This is a genomic window from Photorhabdus thracensis (assembly GCF_001010285.1).
In the GTDB taxonomy this organism is placed as follows: domain Bacteria; phylum Pseudomonadota; class Gammaproteobacteria; order Enterobacterales; family Enterobacteriaceae; genus Photorhabdus; species Photorhabdus temperata.
The window spans coordinates 1,327,552-1,343,408 of sequence record NZ_CP011104.1; the positions used below are offsets into that span (position 1 = coordinate 1,327,552).

Annotated in this window: 14 protein-coding genes; 11 read left to right on the top strand and 3 right to left on the bottom strand. The window is 45.4% G+C overall.

The features are described 5' to 3' along the window. Position 1: 1 nt before the first annotated feature. Positions 2-1,018, bottom strand: coding sequence for a 16S rRNA (guanine(1207)-N(2))-methyltransferase RsmC (rsmC, locus tag VY86_RS05225; protein WP_046974174.1), 1,017 nt, complete (start codon positions 1,016-1,018; stop codon positions 2-4). Between the two features lie 137 nt (positions 1,019-1,155). Here rsmC and VY86_RS05230 point away from each other — a divergent pair, with 137 nt between their 5' ends. The 11 genes from VY86_RS05230 to deoD all read left to right on the top strand — a co-directional run bounded on the left by VY86_RS05230 (position 1,156) and on the right by deoD (position 12,756). After that, positions 1,156-1,569 (top strand): DNA polymerase III subunit psi, encoded by a 414-nt coding sequence (locus VY86_RS05230; RefSeq protein WP_046974175.1) that lies wholly within the window; start codon positions 1,156-1,158, stop codon positions 1,567-1,569. Further along, entirely contained in the window at positions 1,538-1,984 is a 447-nt protein-coding gene (gene rimI / locus VY86_RS05235) for a ribosomal protein S18-alanine N-acetyltransferase (RefSeq protein WP_021324647.1), read from the top strand. The genes VY86_RS05230 and rimI overlap by 32 nt, the downstream gene beginning before the upstream one ends. 156 nt (positions 1,985-2,140) lie before the next feature. Then, entirely contained in the window at positions 2,141-3,730 is a 1,590-nt protein-coding gene (prfC, locus tag VY86_RS05240; protein ID WP_046974176.1) for a peptide chain release factor 3, read from the top strand. Between the two features lie 301 nt (positions 3,731-4,031). Beyond that, positions 4,032-4,409 carry a BON domain-containing protein gene (locus VY86_RS05245; RefSeq protein WP_046974177.1) on the top strand — a complete coding sequence of 126 codons (378 nt, stop codon included), beginning with the start codon at positions 4,032-4,034 and terminating at the stop codon, positions 4,407-4,409. A gap of 181 nt (positions 4,410-4,590) precedes the next feature. Beyond that, positions 4,591-5,655, top strand: coding sequence for a patatin-like phospholipase family protein (locus VY86_RS05250; RefSeq protein ID WP_046974178.1), 1,065 nt, complete (start codon positions 4,591-4,593; stop codon positions 5,653-5,655). 4 nt (positions 5,656-5,659) lie between these two features. Further along, positions 5,660-6,433, top strand: a complete 774-nt coding sequence (locus tag VY86_RS05255) for a TatD family hydrolase (RefSeq protein WP_046974179.1) — start codon at positions 5,660-5,662, stop codon at positions 6,431-6,433. A 301-nt stretch (positions 6,434-6,734) separates the two neighbouring features. After that, positions 6,735-8,000 carry a NupC/NupG family nucleoside CNT transporter gene (locus VY86_RS05260; RefSeq protein WP_031281461.1) on the top strand — a complete coding sequence of 422 codons (1,266 nt, stop codon included), beginning with the start codon at positions 6,735-6,737 and terminating at the stop codon, positions 7,998-8,000. Between the two features lie 494 nt (positions 8,001-8,494). After that, positions 8,495-9,277: a deoxyribose-phosphate aldolase gene (gene deoC / locus VY86_RS05265; protein WP_046974180.1), complete on the top strand. Its 783-nt coding sequence runs from the start codon at positions 8,495-8,497 to the stop codon at positions 9,275-9,277. 70 nt (positions 9,278-9,347) lie between these two features. After that, positions 9,348-10,670 carry a thymidine phosphorylase gene (deoA, locus tag VY86_RS05270; protein ID WP_046974181.1) on the top strand — a complete coding sequence of 441 codons (1,323 nt, stop codon included), beginning with the start codon at positions 9,348-9,350 and terminating at the stop codon, positions 10,668-10,670. A gap of 70 nt (positions 10,671-10,740) precedes the next feature. Then, positions 10,741-11,964, top strand: a complete 1,224-nt coding sequence (gene deoB, locus VY86_RS05275; RefSeq protein ID WP_046974182.1) for a phosphopentomutase — start codon at positions 10,741-10,743, stop codon at positions 11,962-11,964. Between the two features lie 75 nt (positions 11,965-12,039). Next, the gene (deoD, locus tag VY86_RS05280; protein ID WP_021324638.1) at positions 12,040-12,756 is read left to right on the top strand and encodes a purine-nucleoside phosphorylase; all 717 of its coding nucleotides are present in this window, start codon (positions 12,040-12,042) and stop codon (positions 12,754-12,756) included. Between the two features lie 74 nt (positions 12,757-12,830). On the opposite strand, the gene VY86_RS05285 is transcribed toward deoD, so the two are convergent. Beyond that, entirely contained in the window at positions 12,831-13,985 is a 1,155-nt protein-coding gene (locus tag VY86_RS05285; protein WP_046974183.1) for a trans-sulfuration enzyme family protein, read from the bottom strand. 21 nt (positions 13,986-14,006) lie between these two features. Continuing rightward, positions 14,007-15,374: a pyridoxal-phosphate dependent enzyme gene (locus VY86_RS05290; RefSeq protein WP_046974184.1), complete on the bottom strand. Its 1,368-nt coding sequence runs from the start codon at positions 15,372-15,374 to the stop codon at positions 14,007-14,009. Positions 15,375-15,857 lie beyond the last annotated feature (483 nt).

The following is a 15,857-nucleotide window of genomic DNA, read 5'->3' on the forward strand; positions in this document are numbered from 1 at the left end:
ATCAGAATCTTTTCGTTGCTTGATAAACTTTAAATTTACCTGTCTGAGCAATGACTTCATGATTGCCAAAAGTTTTATCCAGTAAATCGGGATAAGGCAGGAAAGCGTTGGCGACAATCCGCAGTTTGCCTCCGGGTTTAAGGTAGTTAGGCGCTTGACGGATCAGGTCATCCGCTGCTTGTAAATTGGTTTTCAGCCCGTCATGGAAAGGGGGATTAGAGATAATCCAGTTGAATTTATCTTCAATGTTGGAATAGACGTTGCTGACTACAACACGACCTTCCAGTTTATTAGCTTTTAACGTCGCTTTACTGGAGGCGATAGCCGCTGCATTGACATCACTGAGAGTAAGCGCTAACTCAGGGTTTTTCTTACCCAATACAGCGGCCAAAACACCGGCGCCACTTGCGATATCCAGTAAGTTGCCAGAGAGAGGTTTGTCAAACGTGGAGAGGAGTAAACGGCTACCAATATCCAGTTCATCCTGGCTGAATACGCCTGGTAAAGTATTCACAGTCACGTTTTCCACCTGATAACTGTTCCACCAATTTTCCTGATCAAACAGTACTTCGTGTTCCAGCTGTCCATAAAACAGGCTGCAACGGCGGGCAGTGTCTATTTTCCGGAAAGTGGCCATGCCTTCCATCAATTTGTCTACACTGCGTACTCCGCTACGGTTTTCGCCGACAACAAAAATATCAATACCTTTTGGCAGAACAGAAAACAGGCTGCGTAACTGAAAGCGAGCTTCCTGCTTACTTTTAGGCCAATAGTAGATTAGGGTGTCACAACTCTGGGTAAATCCCTTTTCTGCTACCAGACTGAACAAGGCATTATCGCCCAGAGTACGGATCAGTGATTGCCAGTGATGATACTGATTAGTATGTACTCGCGCACTTGCAGCATCAATTTGGGTTGCCAGTGTGTCCTGGATATCACCGGCGAAGAGCAGGTGATGAAAACCAAATTGCTCACTGTGACGCAAAATAACTTCACTGGCGGGGGTTAACGCAGACATTTGTCTATAGCTCCTTTAATGTTCTTCATGTTCTGTGCCAAGTATCAGGGACGGGTAAATCTAAAGCCCAATATTGGCGCAGATAGTGGCCTCTGATAACATGTTACTGATTATTTTTTACAGCAGGTGAATAAAGTATGGTAACCCGGCGCAACAGGTTATTAGCTCAATTGGGGATTACCCAATGGAGCTTGCGTAACCCGGCGGTTTTGCAAGGTGAGTTAGCAGTCCACTTACCCGATACCACCCGTCTGCTGATTATTACTAATGACCAAATTGATTTAACTAATTCATTATTAATAGATATTTTCACAGCTATGGGGCTGGATAAATCCTCTGTTTACTGCATTACATCGGATAATATTGCGATGTTACCGGAACAGGTTAAGTGTCCATATTGGCTGTTGGGGGTGGATACTACACTATCATGGCAGGGAATTTCTTTGAGAAGCCCTGCATTAAATGATTTATATTGTGATGGGAAGGCAAAACGTTCCCTTTGGCGGCAGATTTCGCAACATGAACAACATTTCTCTATTAACTCCCGCTGATCTCCCATCCGCTTTTCTGGTTGAAAAAGCCAGTCATGCGTTTCCGTGGAGTGAAAAAACATTTTTCAGTAATCAGGGTGAGCGGTATCTGAATTATAAAATAGTGATTAATGAACAGCTTATTGGTTTTGCTGTAACCCAATTGATATTAGATGAAGCAACCCTATTTAATATTGCGATTCATCCCGACTATCAAGGTCAAGGCTACGGTAAAGCATTATTGGCGTATTTAATAGCAATTTTGCCTGGGAAGGGGATTAATACTTTATGGCTTGAAGTAAGACAATCGAATTGCTCTGCTATTAGGCTGTATGAACAGTCAGGATTTAATCAAGTTACTGTCCGTAAGAATTACTATCCTGCTGCGACAGGTAAAGAAGATGCCATCATCATGGCGTTGCCGTTATTTGCGTAATAAGTGCGATAAAATTGATTGATTGTTTATAGCACCAATTTCAGCGAAAATGAGCGCCAATTTTTCATTCACCCACGGGTTTGGCAGCTGTTTTCCTTGCGGGGAAGCGTCTAATGTTGAGTACAAGCCCGTTTACAAAGCAGAAGATTGTTATTGATGTCAAATTCCCCTTTTCAGCAGGAAGTCGCTAAACGGCGAACTTTTGCGATCATTTCTCACCCTGACGCAGGGAAAACAACTATTACTGAAAAAGTGTTGCTGTTCGGACAAGCGATTCAGAAAGCCGGTACGGTAAAAGGCCGTGGTTCAAATCAGCACGCCAAATCCGACTGGATGGAAATGGAAAAGCAACGCGGTATCTCCATTACCACGTCTGTGATGCAGTTTCCTTACAGAGATTGTCTGGTTAACCTGCTTGATACGCCGGGACATGAAGACTTCTCCGAAGATACTTACCGTACATTGACGGCTGTTGACTGTTGTTTGATGGTCATTGATGCCGCTAAAGGGGTTGAAGATCGTACACGTAAACTGATGGAAGTGACCCGTCTGCGCGATACTCCAATTCTGACGTTCATGAACAAGCTTGATCGCGATATCCGTGATCCAATAGAACTGATGGATGAAGTAGAAAATGAGTTGAATATCGCTTGTTCCCCAATCACCTGGCCGATTGGCTGTGGTAAATATTTCAAAGGGGTTTATCACCTCTATCTTGATGAAACTTATCTGTATCAGACCGGAAAGGGTCATACTATTCAGGAAGTTCGCACTATCAAGGGGCTGAATAACCCTGAACTGGATGCAGCGATTGGTGAAGATCTGGCTGAACAATTGCGTCAGGAACTGGAGCTGGTTCAGGGGGCTTCCCATGAATTTGATCATCAGGCATTTTTACAAGGTGAACTGACACCGGTATTTTTCGGTACCGCATTGGGTAACTTCGGTGTTAACCATATGCTGGATGGTTTGGTTAAATGGGCGCCTGCGCCGATGCCTCGTCAGACTGATGCGCGCGAAGTCTCCGCTCAAGAAGATAAATTCACCGGATTTATCTTTAAGATCCAGGCCAATATGGACCCTAAACACCGTGACCGCGTGGCTTTCATGCGTGTGGTGTCAGGTAAATATGAAAAAGGCATGAAGCTGCGTCAGGTAAGAACGAAGAAAGATGTGGTGATTTCTGATGCGCTGACATTTATGGCAGGTGATCGCTCTCATGTGGATCATGCCTACCCGGGAGATATTATCGGTCTGCATAACCACGGCACAATCCAGATTGGTGATACCTTTACTCAAGGGGAAGATCTGAAATTTACCGGTATTCCTAACTTTGCTCCGGAATTATTCCGTCGTATCCGCCTGCGCGATCCCCTGAAACAGAAACAGTTACTGAAAGGATTGGTTCAACTCTCTGAGGAAGGCGCGGTACAGGTATTCCGTCCACTGGCAAATAACGATTTGATTGTGGGAGCGGTAGGTATTCTACAGTTTGATGTGGTTGTTGCCCGTTTGAAAAGTGAATACAACGTTGAAGCCTTATATGAACCGGTAAACGTTTCAACGGCTCGTTGGGTTGAGTGCTATGACGCGAAAAAACTGGAAGAGTTTAAGCGTAAGAATGAACAAAACCTGGCGCTTGATGGGGGTGATAATCTGACTTATATTGCACCCACTATGGTTAACCTGAATCTTACCAGCGAACGTTATCCTGACGTCAATTTCCGCAAGACACGGGAACATTAATATTTTATAAGGCTAACAATAGGTTAGCCTTTTTCTTTACAAAAATATATGTAACACAAGAATAATTTATAATTTTAGTCGGTAAGATTCGTCTTATTTTATAGCTCTTTGCTTAATTTTCCTGTTATTATTTCTTGGTCTTTCGCTGTATTGATGTTTTTATTTTCCAATTTAACTTAGCTATTGGAGGTAATAACCTATTTTTAATTCTAATGCGGATTCTGTTTAGGTTACTTTATACAAAGACAGTTTGCATGGCTTTATAGATTCAGAAATCTAACCGACAAAAGGAAGGTATAAGATGAAGAATGTTAAATTGACTCACACATTGATGGCTGTTGTTTTGGGTACAGCCCTGATCAGCAGTAGTGTGCTGGCGGAAGAGTCTTTTAAAAATAAAGCGACACAAGCACTCGACAGTGCTGGTCAGAAAATTGATGACTCCATGAAAAGCGTCGATGGTTACATGGATGATAGTGCTATCACAGCGAAGATTAAAAGTGAGTTGTTGGCGGAAAAAGGTATCAACAGCACCGGCATCGCGGTAAAAACAGAAAAAGGAGTTGTTTATATTTCTGGTTTTGTGAAAAGCGAGCAGCAATCCAGAAAAGTGCTGGATGTTATCTCTAAAGTGAAAGGGGTCAAATCTATTCAAAACGGTCTGACCATAAAAAAATAATATGTTTTTCTAATTTGGTGGTTGTTTTCCATTCAAATAATTTTGTTTTGTACTAATCGGATATGCGCCCTCACCAGGGGTTTTTATCAAAATATTGACTACGTAGCACCATAATATAATGACGGATAATAACTTCCCAAGTTATGCTCTCTATCCGTCATTTATTTTCTTGGGGGACTGTGTGGGGAAACGTATACCGATAACTTTGGGAAATATTGATCTATTATCCCATAAATATAAATCACATATTAAATCTGGAAAGGTTGCTCTTGTTTGTGAGGGCGGGGGGCAGCGCGGCATTTTTACCGCTGGTGTGCTGGATGAATTTATGCGTGTTGGATTTAACCCGTTTGATCTATTGCTTGGTACTTCGGCGGGTGCTCAGAACCTTTCAGCCTATATTTGTGGGCAGCGCGGATATGCCCGGCGGGCTATCAGCCGTTATACGACCAGACCTGATTTCTTTAACCCTCTGCGTTTTGTTCGTGGTGGTCATTTAGTTGATTTAGACTGGTTTTTACAGACCGTTTCTCAGGAACTTCCCTTGGATATCCCCGCCGCTTTACGCAAATTTGAGGCAGGATGTGAATTTTATATGTGCGCGTGTCGTGCAGATAATTTTGAACCAACCTATTTTCATCCTGATGGTAAGAATTGGCTGGAAGTGATTAAGGCATCAAGTGCTATTCCTGGGCTTTATCGCAATGGTGTGACGATTGATGATGTCGTTTATTATGATGGTGGTATCAGTGACGCCATTCCAGTGGAAGAGGCGTATCGCCGTGGTGCTGATACGATAGTAGTGATCCGCACTGTTCCTTCACAGCTCTATTACACGCCCGATTGGATGAAACGGATGGAACGCTGGTTGGGGGATAGCAGCTTGCACAAGATGGTACGGATGTTACAACAACATGCGAAAAGCTATTACCGCACACAGAAATTTATTGAGAATCCACCTGATGATGTACAAATCTTTGAAATCTACCCGCCTGCGCCATTAACTGCCAGTGCATTAGGCAGCCGTTTGCCGGCACTGAATAAGGATTATCATCTTGGGCGTCGTTGCGGTCGCTATTTTCTGGCGACGGTTGGTCATGCCTTTGTTGGTGATAAGTTTGGTATGGCGGAGCGTAAAAATTATCGTTTGAGCCGTCATGTCTTGCGCCGGAGTGGAGAAAATAGCATTTTGGTTAAACCATCAACTGCATTGGCGGAATCGCCAGAACAGATGAATAACGGATAGTTTTATGTTCATTGATACCCACTGCCATTTTGATTTTCCCCCGTTTCGTGATGACGAACGGCAGAGCCTACAACGGGCGGCACAGGATGGTGTGGATAAAATTATTGTTCCCGCGGTGAGTGGGAAAAATTTGCAACGGGTATCTGAACTGGCTCGCGTTTATCCGGAGATTTATGCGGCGTTGGGTTTGCATCCTCTTTATATCAATGGACATCAGGAATCGCATCTTGCCGATCTGGCGCGATTACTGAAACAGAAAAATGAAAAGCGGGTGGCTGTCGGAGAGATTGGCCTTGATCTCTATATGGCTGAACCTCAGTTTGAAAAACAGAAAGAGTTGCTGTGTGCTCAATTGCGGCTGGCAAAACAGTGTGAATTACCTGTCATACTTCATTCCAGAAAAAGCCATGATCAACTGGCCGCGATCCTGAGAAGAATCGACCTTCCCCGTACCGGCGTGGTACATGGATTCGCCGGTAGTTTATCTCAGGCAGAGGCTTTTATCCGTTTGGGATACTACATCGGGGTAGGGGGAACCATTACTTATGAAAGAGCGCAGAAAACCCGTCGCGCAGTCGCTGAACTTCCTTTAACTTCTCTTGTACTGGAAACAGACGCACCGGATATGCCACTTTTCGGGTTTCAGGGAGAACCTAACCGACCGGAAAGAGTTACCGGGGTTTTTGCTTCATTATGTGAGCTTCGCCGTGAATCTCCTGACGAAATCGCCGCCCAACTTTATAGTAACAGTGTTGAGTTATTTGGGTTGAATAGTTAAGTGGTATATCATAAAACTTTAACTGCGCTTACCTGATAATCATCTCTTAATTGTTTATTATTTTGCCGTCCTGACGGCTAGATTATCTTATTGCAGATTATTTCCGCAATTTTGTGTGATTTACATCACATTTATCGTTTTTCCATTGCTTTTTTCGGTGGGTATTTGTGATGTAGATAGCTTGTTCATTCCGATGACTGAGTATAATCAGCGCCGAAACAGTGTCAGTAAACATTTACATACTTACTGACATATTTAATTTATTATTAAGTGAACAGGGATTCTTCCAATGCAACTCTTTATGAGCCTGGTCGGGATGGTAGTGCTGATCTTGATCGCAGTACTCTTTTCCAGTAACTATCGCGCTATTAAACTTCGTACCGTCCTTGGTGCTTTTTTGATTCAGGTCGCTATCGGCGCTTTTGTACTTTATGTTCCCGCAGGCAAGATAATATTAATGGGTATGTCTGAGGGAGTTTCCAGTGTTATCCAGTATGGTCAGCAAGGAATGGATTTTATTTTTGGTGGATTAGTTTCCCCCAAAATGTTTGAACTGTTTGGGGGTGGTGGTTTTGTTTTCGCCTTGCGTGTACTGCCGATTATCGTTTTCTTCTCTTCACTGATTGCTGTTTTGTACTACATCGGTGTTATGCAGCTCGTTATCAAAGTATTGGGTGGCGGCCTGCAAAAAGTTCTCGGAACTTCACGTACCGAATCGTTGTCAGCAACAGCAAATATTTTCGTAGGTCAAACTGAAGCGCCACTGGTTGTTCGCCCTTATATCGCCACGATGACCCAGTCTGAACTGTTTGCGGTTATGTGTGGTGGTCTGGCATCTGTCGCGGGTTCTGTACTGGCTGGTTATGCATCAATGGGCGTACCGTTGGAATATCTGATTGCGGCTTCCTTTATGGCAGCCCCAGGTGGTCTGTTATTCGCTAAACTGATGGTGCCTGAAACTGAAAAGTCGCAAGACACTGTTGATGCGATGTCACTGGTCGCTGAATCAGAACGTCCTGCTAACATTATCGATGCCGCTGCTTCTGGCGCCGCTGCTGGTATGCAATTAGCGCTGAACGTCGGTGCAATGTTACTGGCGTTTGTTGCCTTGATTGCGTTAGTGAACGGTATTCTTGGTGGTATTGGCGGCTGGTTTCATTACCCACAACTTTCACTTGAATTGGTGCTGGGCTGGGTTTGTGCGCCTATTGCTTACCTGATTGGTGTTCCATGGCATGAAGCAACCGTTGCCGGTTCCTTTATCGGTCAAAAACTGGTTGTGAACGAATTCGTTGCCTTTATGAACTTCGGCCCATATTTGCAACCGGATGATGCGGTTGCGGCTGCGGGTTTACAGGTTCTGTCAGATCACACCAAAGCCATCATCTCCTTTGCACTGTGTGGCTTTGCTAACCTTTCTTCTGTCGCTATCCTGCTGGGTGGTTTGGGCGGTATGGCGCCAAATCGTCGCGGGGATGTCGCTCGTCTGGGGATGAAAGCAGTAATAGCAGGTACATTATCCAACCTGATGAGTGCAACTATTGCCGGTTTCTTCCTGGCGCTGTAACTTTGTTGCAATATGCAGGTGGGATAATCCCGCCTGCAATCCATTTTCCTTCCAATTAACCCATGATGAAAAACATTGCCTGCCATCCCCCTTTGTTTGGCAATGAGTTATATTTTTTATCGTGTACTATTTGATGACAGGAAGGTGTGATTGGCAGATAAACCGGATAGCACACCAATTTAATGTGATTTTCATCACATATAAAATTGTTATCTTGCAAATTACATTGTATTAATGTGATATTTGGCACGATTTTTTGAGCGTTTAAATGTTCAAATAATATTATGCCAATATTTTATGGATAAAGGCGAGGCTCGCATTAAGGACCATAAACCGAAGAGAGCATAGTGCGGTGAAAAGGAGTTCAACTGTCGCGGTAGGCATCCCACGGCTACATCTTCAAGGAACCAAGTCCGCTCGCCAACAAACAATCGTTTAAAAAAATGTGTGGTTCTGGCGTAAAGCCGGCCGCGATAATAACGTTGGAGAGTTTTATGACCGATTTAACCGCAGCAGCGCAGCGTGCGCTGAGTTTGATGGATTTAACGACACTTAATGATGATGATACAGATGGAAAAGTGACGGCACTTTGTCATCAGGCGAAAAGCCCGGCGGGTAACACGGCGGCTATCTGTATCTACCCGCGTTTTATTCCTCTGGCGCGTAAAGTATTGCGTGAACAGGGCACCCCTGAAATCCGCATTGCAACAGTGACAAACTTCCCACACGGTAATGACGATATTGAGATCGCTGTAGCTGAAACCTGGGCGGCGATTGCTTATGGTGCTGATGATGTTGACGTGGTTTTCCCATACCGCGCATTGATGGCCGGTAATGAACAAATTGGCTTTGATATGGTTAAAGCCTGTAAAGAAGCCTGTGCGGAAGCGGGTGTTTTGCTAAAAGTCATTATCGAAACAGGTGAACTGAAAGAAGCATCTCTGATCCGTAAGGCGGCTGAAATTTCAATTAAAGCAGGCGCCGATTTTATCAAAACGTCCACCGGCAAAGTACCCGTTAACGCCACACTGGCAAGTGCTGAAATCATGATTAAGGTTATTCATGAGATGGGAGTGGGTGAAACCGTTGGTTTCAAACCAGCGGGTGGCGTGCGTACCGCGGAAGAAGCAGCACAATATCTGGCATTGGCTGATCGCATTATGGGTGATAAATGGGTTGATGCCCGCCATTTCCGTTTTGGTGCTTCCAGCTTGTTGGGAAGTTTGCTGAACACTCTGGGTCATCAGGGGCAAAAACAAAGCAGCAATTACGGATAATCATACACCGTACCCGTTGGTGCGTAATAGCTGAACCTTTCCCGATTTTAATCAAGATGAGGAGAATGCTTTGTTTCTGGCACAGGAAATTATCCGTAAAAAACGTGATGGGCATCCACTGAGTGAAGAAGAGATCCGCTTCTTCATCAATGGCGTGCGTGACAATACCGTTTCTGAAGGGCAGATTGCTGCGCTGGCGATGGCTATCTACTTCCACGATATGATAATGGGGGAGCGGGTGGCTCTGACTCTGGCTATGCGTGATTCCGGTACGGTGTTGAACTGGCAAAGCTTGAATCTGAATGGCCCGATTGTGGATAAACATTCAACCGGCGGTGTCGGTGATGTCACATCCCTGATGCTTGGCCCAATGGTGGCGGCTTGTGGTGGTTATGTTCCGATGATCTCCGGCCGTGGTTTGGGTCATACCGGTGGTACGCTGGACAAACTGGAAGCGATCCCAGGATTTGATATTTTTCCTGATGACAGCCGCTTCCGTAACATTATTCATGACGTTGGCGTAGCGATTATCGGCCAGACCAATTCGCTGGCACCGGCAGACAAACGCTTCTATGCAACTCGGGATATTACCGCGACGGTGGATTCTATCCCCTTGATCACCGCGTCTATCCTCGGCAAAAAACTGGCTGAAGGTTTGGATGCATTGGTGATGGATGTCAAAGTTGGCTCTGGTGCGTTTATGCCGACTTATAAAGAGTCGGAACAACTGGCGGAATCTATTGTTAGCGTAGCTAACGGTGCGGGTTGTAAAACGACTGCGCTGTTGACGGATATGAATCAGGTTCTAGCATCCAGTGCGGGTAACGCACTTGAAGTTCGTGAAGCCGTTCGCTTTCTGACGGGTGAATATCGCAATCCACGTTTACTCGAAGTTACAATGGCACTGTGTGTTGAAATGCTGGTATCCGGTAATCTGGCAACAGACCGTGAAGACGCCCGCAATAAACTCCAGTCGGTATTAGATAACGGTAAAGCAGCAGAAATCTTTGGTCGCATGGTCGCTGCACAAAAAGGCCCGGTTGATTTCGTTGAGCGTTATGACCGTTATTTGCCAACCGCTGTTTTTAGCCAACCTGTATTGGCTGGACAGCATGGATTTATCACAGATATGAATACCCGTGCTTTGGGCATGTCTGTAGTTTCCCTTGGTGGGGGACGCCGTAAGGCAGCAGATCTTATAGATTACAGTGTGGGGCTGAGTAATATCGTTGCTCTGGGTTCAGAAGTGAATGCAGATACCCCCTTAGCTATTATTCATGCCAACAATGAAAACGAATGGCAGGAAGCGGCGGAGGCAATACGTAAAGCTATCGTTCTGGGCGTGGAAGCCAAACCAGCCACACCAATGGTTTATCGCCAAATCAGCGAGTAATAACCATACTTATTATTAAATAACGGTGGCATTTCCGCATTGTTAGCGTGACTTGACGCAGGAGAAAATTATGAAACGTACATTCATCATGGTATTGGATTCTTTTGGCATTGGTGCCAGTGAAGATGCCGAAAAATTTGGTGATAAAGGATCTAACACCTTGGGACACATTGCAGAAGTCTGTGCCCGTGGTGATGCCGATGTTGGCCGTAAAGGGCCTCTGAACTTGCCGAACTTAAGCCGTTTAGGTTTGGGTAAAGCAGCGGAGGAGTCTTGTGGAACTTTCCCTGTAGGTCTGGACAAAGACGCAGACATCATCGGTGTTTACGGTTATGCCAGCGAACTCTCTTCCGGTAAAGACACACCATCAGGTCACTGGGAAATTGCCGGTGTACCGGTTCTGTTTGACTGGGGTTACTTCAAAGATGAAGAAAACAGCTTCCCACAGGCATTGTTGGATAAACTGGTAGCGCGCGCAAACCTGCCGGGTTATCTGGGTAACTGCCACTCTTCCGGTACCGTCATTCTGGATAAACTGGGTGAAGAGCATATGAAAACGGGTAAACCGATTTTCTATACCTCGGCTGACTCGGTATTCCAGATTGCTTGCCACGAAGAGACTTTCGGTTTGGATCGCCTGTACGAACTGTGTGAAATTGCCCGTGAAGAGCTGACTGACGGTGATTATAATATCGGTCGCGTTATTGCCCGCCCATTTGTTGGTGAGAAAGCAGGTCATTTCGAGCGTACCGGTAATCGTCATGATCTGGCTGTAGAGCCACCGGCTCCAACTATACTGAAAAAATTGGTTGATGAGAAAAATGGCGAAGTTGTTTCTATCGGCAAGATCGCGGATATTTACGCAAACGTCGGTATCACGCAAAAAGTGAAAGCGACCGGTATTGACGCACTGTTTGACGCAACTCTGGTTGAGATGGAAAAAGCGGGTGACAACACCATCGTCTTCACTAACTTTGTTGATTTCGACTCTGCTTACGGTCATCGCCGTGACGTTCCGGGTTATGCTGCTGCATTAGAGCTGTTTGACCGCCGTTTGCCTGAAATGCTGAAACAGGTGAAAGAAGATGACATCCTGATCCTGACCGCAGACCACGGTTGTGACCCAACATGGCCTGGTACTGACCATACTCGTGAGCACATTCCGGTTCTGATTTATGGGCCAAAAGTGAAACCCGGCTCACTGGGTCACCGTGAAACTTTTGCTGATATTGGACAGACAGTGGCTAAATATTTTGATCTGTCGCCAATGGAATACGGCAAACCCATGCTCTAATCCCGATTACTGGCTGCTTGCGGGCAGCCATATACCACCAAAATAACCAGTAAATAAGAAACAAGGAATTTAATTATGGCCACTCCCCATATTAATGCCGAGATGGGCGATTTTGCAGATGTTGTTCTGATGCCTGGCGATCCATTACGTGCAAAATACATTGCTGAAACTTTTCTGGAAAATGTTCGGCAGGTAAATAATGTTCGCGGCATGTTGGGTTTCACCGGGACTTATAAAGGCCGCCCGATTTCCGTGATGGGACATGGTATGGGAATTCCATCCTGCTCTATCTATGCGAAAGAACTAATTGCCGATTTTGGCGTTAAAGTCCTTATCCGTGTGGGTTCCTGCGGTTCAGTACGTCACGACATTAAATTGCGTGATGTGGTTATTGGCATGGGTGCATGTACTGATTCCAAAGTTAACCGTATACGTTTTAAAGATCATGACTTTGCCGCGATTGCTGATTTCGATCTGGTCCGTAATGCGGTTGATGCTGCTAAAGCAAAAAACATTAAAGCGCATGTAGGCAACATCTTCTCCATTGAACTGTTCTATACACCTGATACACAAATGTACGATGTAATGGAAAAGTACGGTATTTTGGGTGTAGAAATGGAAGCGGCAGGTATCTACAGTGTTGCAGCTGAATATGGCGCAAAAGCACTGACTATCTGTACCGTTTCTGATCATATTCGTACCGGTGAACACGTTATTGCAGAAGAACGTCAGACGACGTTTAATGAAATGATTGAAATCGCGCTGGAATCTGTTCTGTTGGGTGATAAATAACCCCTGCTCTTTATTTTCAGTCACCTAATGCCAGTCAGTTAAGCGATTGACTGGCATTTCTCTTTTTCTCTCTTTTATTGAGCTGCTTTTTCTAACGCCTGAGCCAAATCTGCGATGAGATCCTCCGCATCTTCGATACCCACTGAAATCCGCACTAACTGCGGAGTAATCCCGGAAGCAAGACGCTTTTCTAACGGAATAGAAGCGTGAGTCATACTAAATGGTTGACCTATCAGGCTTTCCACTCCTCCCAAACTTTCCGCCAGTGTAAATAATTTCAACTCTTGAATCAGCCGACGGGCATAATCATCATCACCCTTTAAATGGATAGAAATCATACCACCAAAGCCCTTCATCTGGCGCTTTGCCAGCTCATGCTGCGGATGGGAAGGGAGACCGGGATAAAAAACAGTTTCGATCTGTGGTTGTTGAGCCAGCCAGTGTGCGATCTTTTCCGCACTGTCGATGTGACGCTGCATACGCAGAGCAAGCGTACGCATTCCGCGTAGTACCAAGAAACTGCTAAATGGATCGAGCACGCCACCTACAGAGTTTTGCAGAAAACCGAGTTTTTCTGCCAGGTCTGCATCCTTGCCGACGACTGCCAGCCCTGCGATGACATCGGAATGACCATTAAGATACTTAGTCGCTGAGTGCACCACGATATCAAATCCCAGATCAAGCGGCCGCTGAATATACGGGGAGGCGAAAGTATTATCTGCCACGCTGATGATACCGTGTCGTTGTGCTATTTGCGCGATAGCAGCCAGATCGGCCAGTTTCAGCAGTGGATTAGTGGGTGTCTCCACCCAGATCATTTTTGTATCGGGACGAATTGCGGCTTCAAGGCCAGCAATGTCATGCGCTTCAACATAAGTGACACGCAAACCGGCGCTACGACTACGCACTTTTTCTAGCAGCCGATAGGTACCACCGTACAGATCATCTACTGCCACCAAATGGCTGTCTTTATCCAGCAGCTCCAGCACCGTGGAACTGGCAGCCAGACCTGAACTGAACGCATATCCCCGGCTGCCGTTTTCCAGTTCGGCTATAGCACTTTCCAGCGCATCACGCGTCGGGTTGCCACTGCGGGAATATTCATAACCAGTGTGCTGGCCGGGAGCTGACTGGGCATAAGTTGAAGTTGCATAAATCGCCGGCATTACCGCGCCGGTATGATCGGGTGTATAGCCGGCGTGAACAGTTTTGGTATCAAACTTGGTCATAGAATTATTCCTGCAAAAAGATCAATTAAGTTGCTGACGCCATGCGTTCAGCACATCTGTACGAGTCACCAGCCCAAGGAAACAGCCATTATCGACGATCAGCGCGACATGCCCGGCATCGAAAGTTGCCATCAATTGTTGTAAAGAAGCGTTTTTATCCAGCGTCTTCACTTGATGAGTCATCGCGTGGCTAACGGGCAGGGTAAAATTGAGTGGATTAGCCTGTACTGTGTGCATCAAATCCCACTCATCAATAATGCCTACCACTTGTTCATCTTTCAGCACTGGCAACTGAGAAATCTCATACAGGCGCATGCGGGTATGAGCGGTTTTCAATGTATCTTCCGGCGACACAAAAACCGTAGCGCCATCCTGATAGCGGTAAGTGATATAGTCGCTCAGATCGTGCTGTGGCATACGCGATTGGAATCCTTGCTCCAGCATCCAGTAATCGTTAAACATCTTTGACAGATACTTATTTCCGCTGTCACAGGCCAGTGTAACCACGCGTTTCGGTGTGGTTTGCGAGCGGCAGTAGCGCAGTGCGGCAGCCAGCAGCGTGCCACTGGAAGAGCCGGCCAGAACACCTTCCTTTAGCAGTAGATCGCGTGCGCTGGAGAAAGCTTCTGCATCATTGACACGATATGCATGGTGCACCCGGCTGAAATCGCCGAGAGGAGGAACAAAATCTTCGCCGATACCTTCCACCTGCCAGCTCCCGGCTTCGCCATATTTACCGTGTTCGATATAGTCCACCAGGATAGAACCGTTTGGATCTGCCAATACAAACTCAGTTTCTGGTGAGACTTGAGCAAAATAGTTGCTCAAACCGCCCAGCGTACCGCCGGAACCGACACCGATCACCACTGCATCAACGTTGTGATCCATTTGCTGCCAGATTTCCGGGCCGGTGGTAGCGGTGTGAGCCGCTGAATTAGCCGGATTATTGAACTGATCGATATAATAAGCGCCGGGAATCTCTTGAGCCAGACGCAGGGCATAATCCTGATAATATTCTGGATGGCCTTTGCTGACATCAGAACGGGTCAGACGCACATCGGTACCTAGTGCACGCAGGTGAAACACCTTCTCCCGGCTCATCTTATCTGGAACGACCAGAATCAGCTTATAACCTTTCAGGGAGGCGACCAGGGCTAACCCGATACCGGTATTGCCGGCAGTGGCTTCGATAATCGTCCCACCAGGTTGAAGCAGCCCCTGTTTTTCCGCCTGCTCGATCATTGAGAGTGCAACGCGGTCTTTAATAGAACCACCGGGGTTTTGATTTTCCAACTTAATAAATAATCGACACGGACCGGTATTCAGATGCGTTAACTCCAGTAATGGGGTATTGCCAATCATATCGAGAACAGAGCGTGACGTGGTCATATCATCTCCAGATAATCCGTTATATTCAGATAGTTATAAAGGATAACTCTGTAGATATGTTTCTTTGAAAGAATGAATAGCAACCATATATAGCCAAATGGCATATGTTAATTTTATTTTGGATGTAAAGAGATATAGACGTTTAGAAGTGTAGATTTACCTAGCCCGTCATATTTATTTAAAAACGTGAATACAGAAGTATTAAAGCTTTTATATTAAGGGCGGATTTAACTCAATAAAGGCCACTTTTTAGCAAGAGAGTTAATTGCATTTAATCGAAAATAATTAACCATTAATAGAGAGTTGAAAAAAATTCGTACTTAAAAAATATTATCAGAATAGATGGATATTTAAGCGCTTTCTCGCCGGTTATTTTACGAAGAATACTATAAAAATAATTCAATAAAAAAGGGATAAAACCGTTAATTTGGCAGGATTTAAGTCCTAAAAGATAGGGGATTATCGGAAAAAACAGAAAGGGAT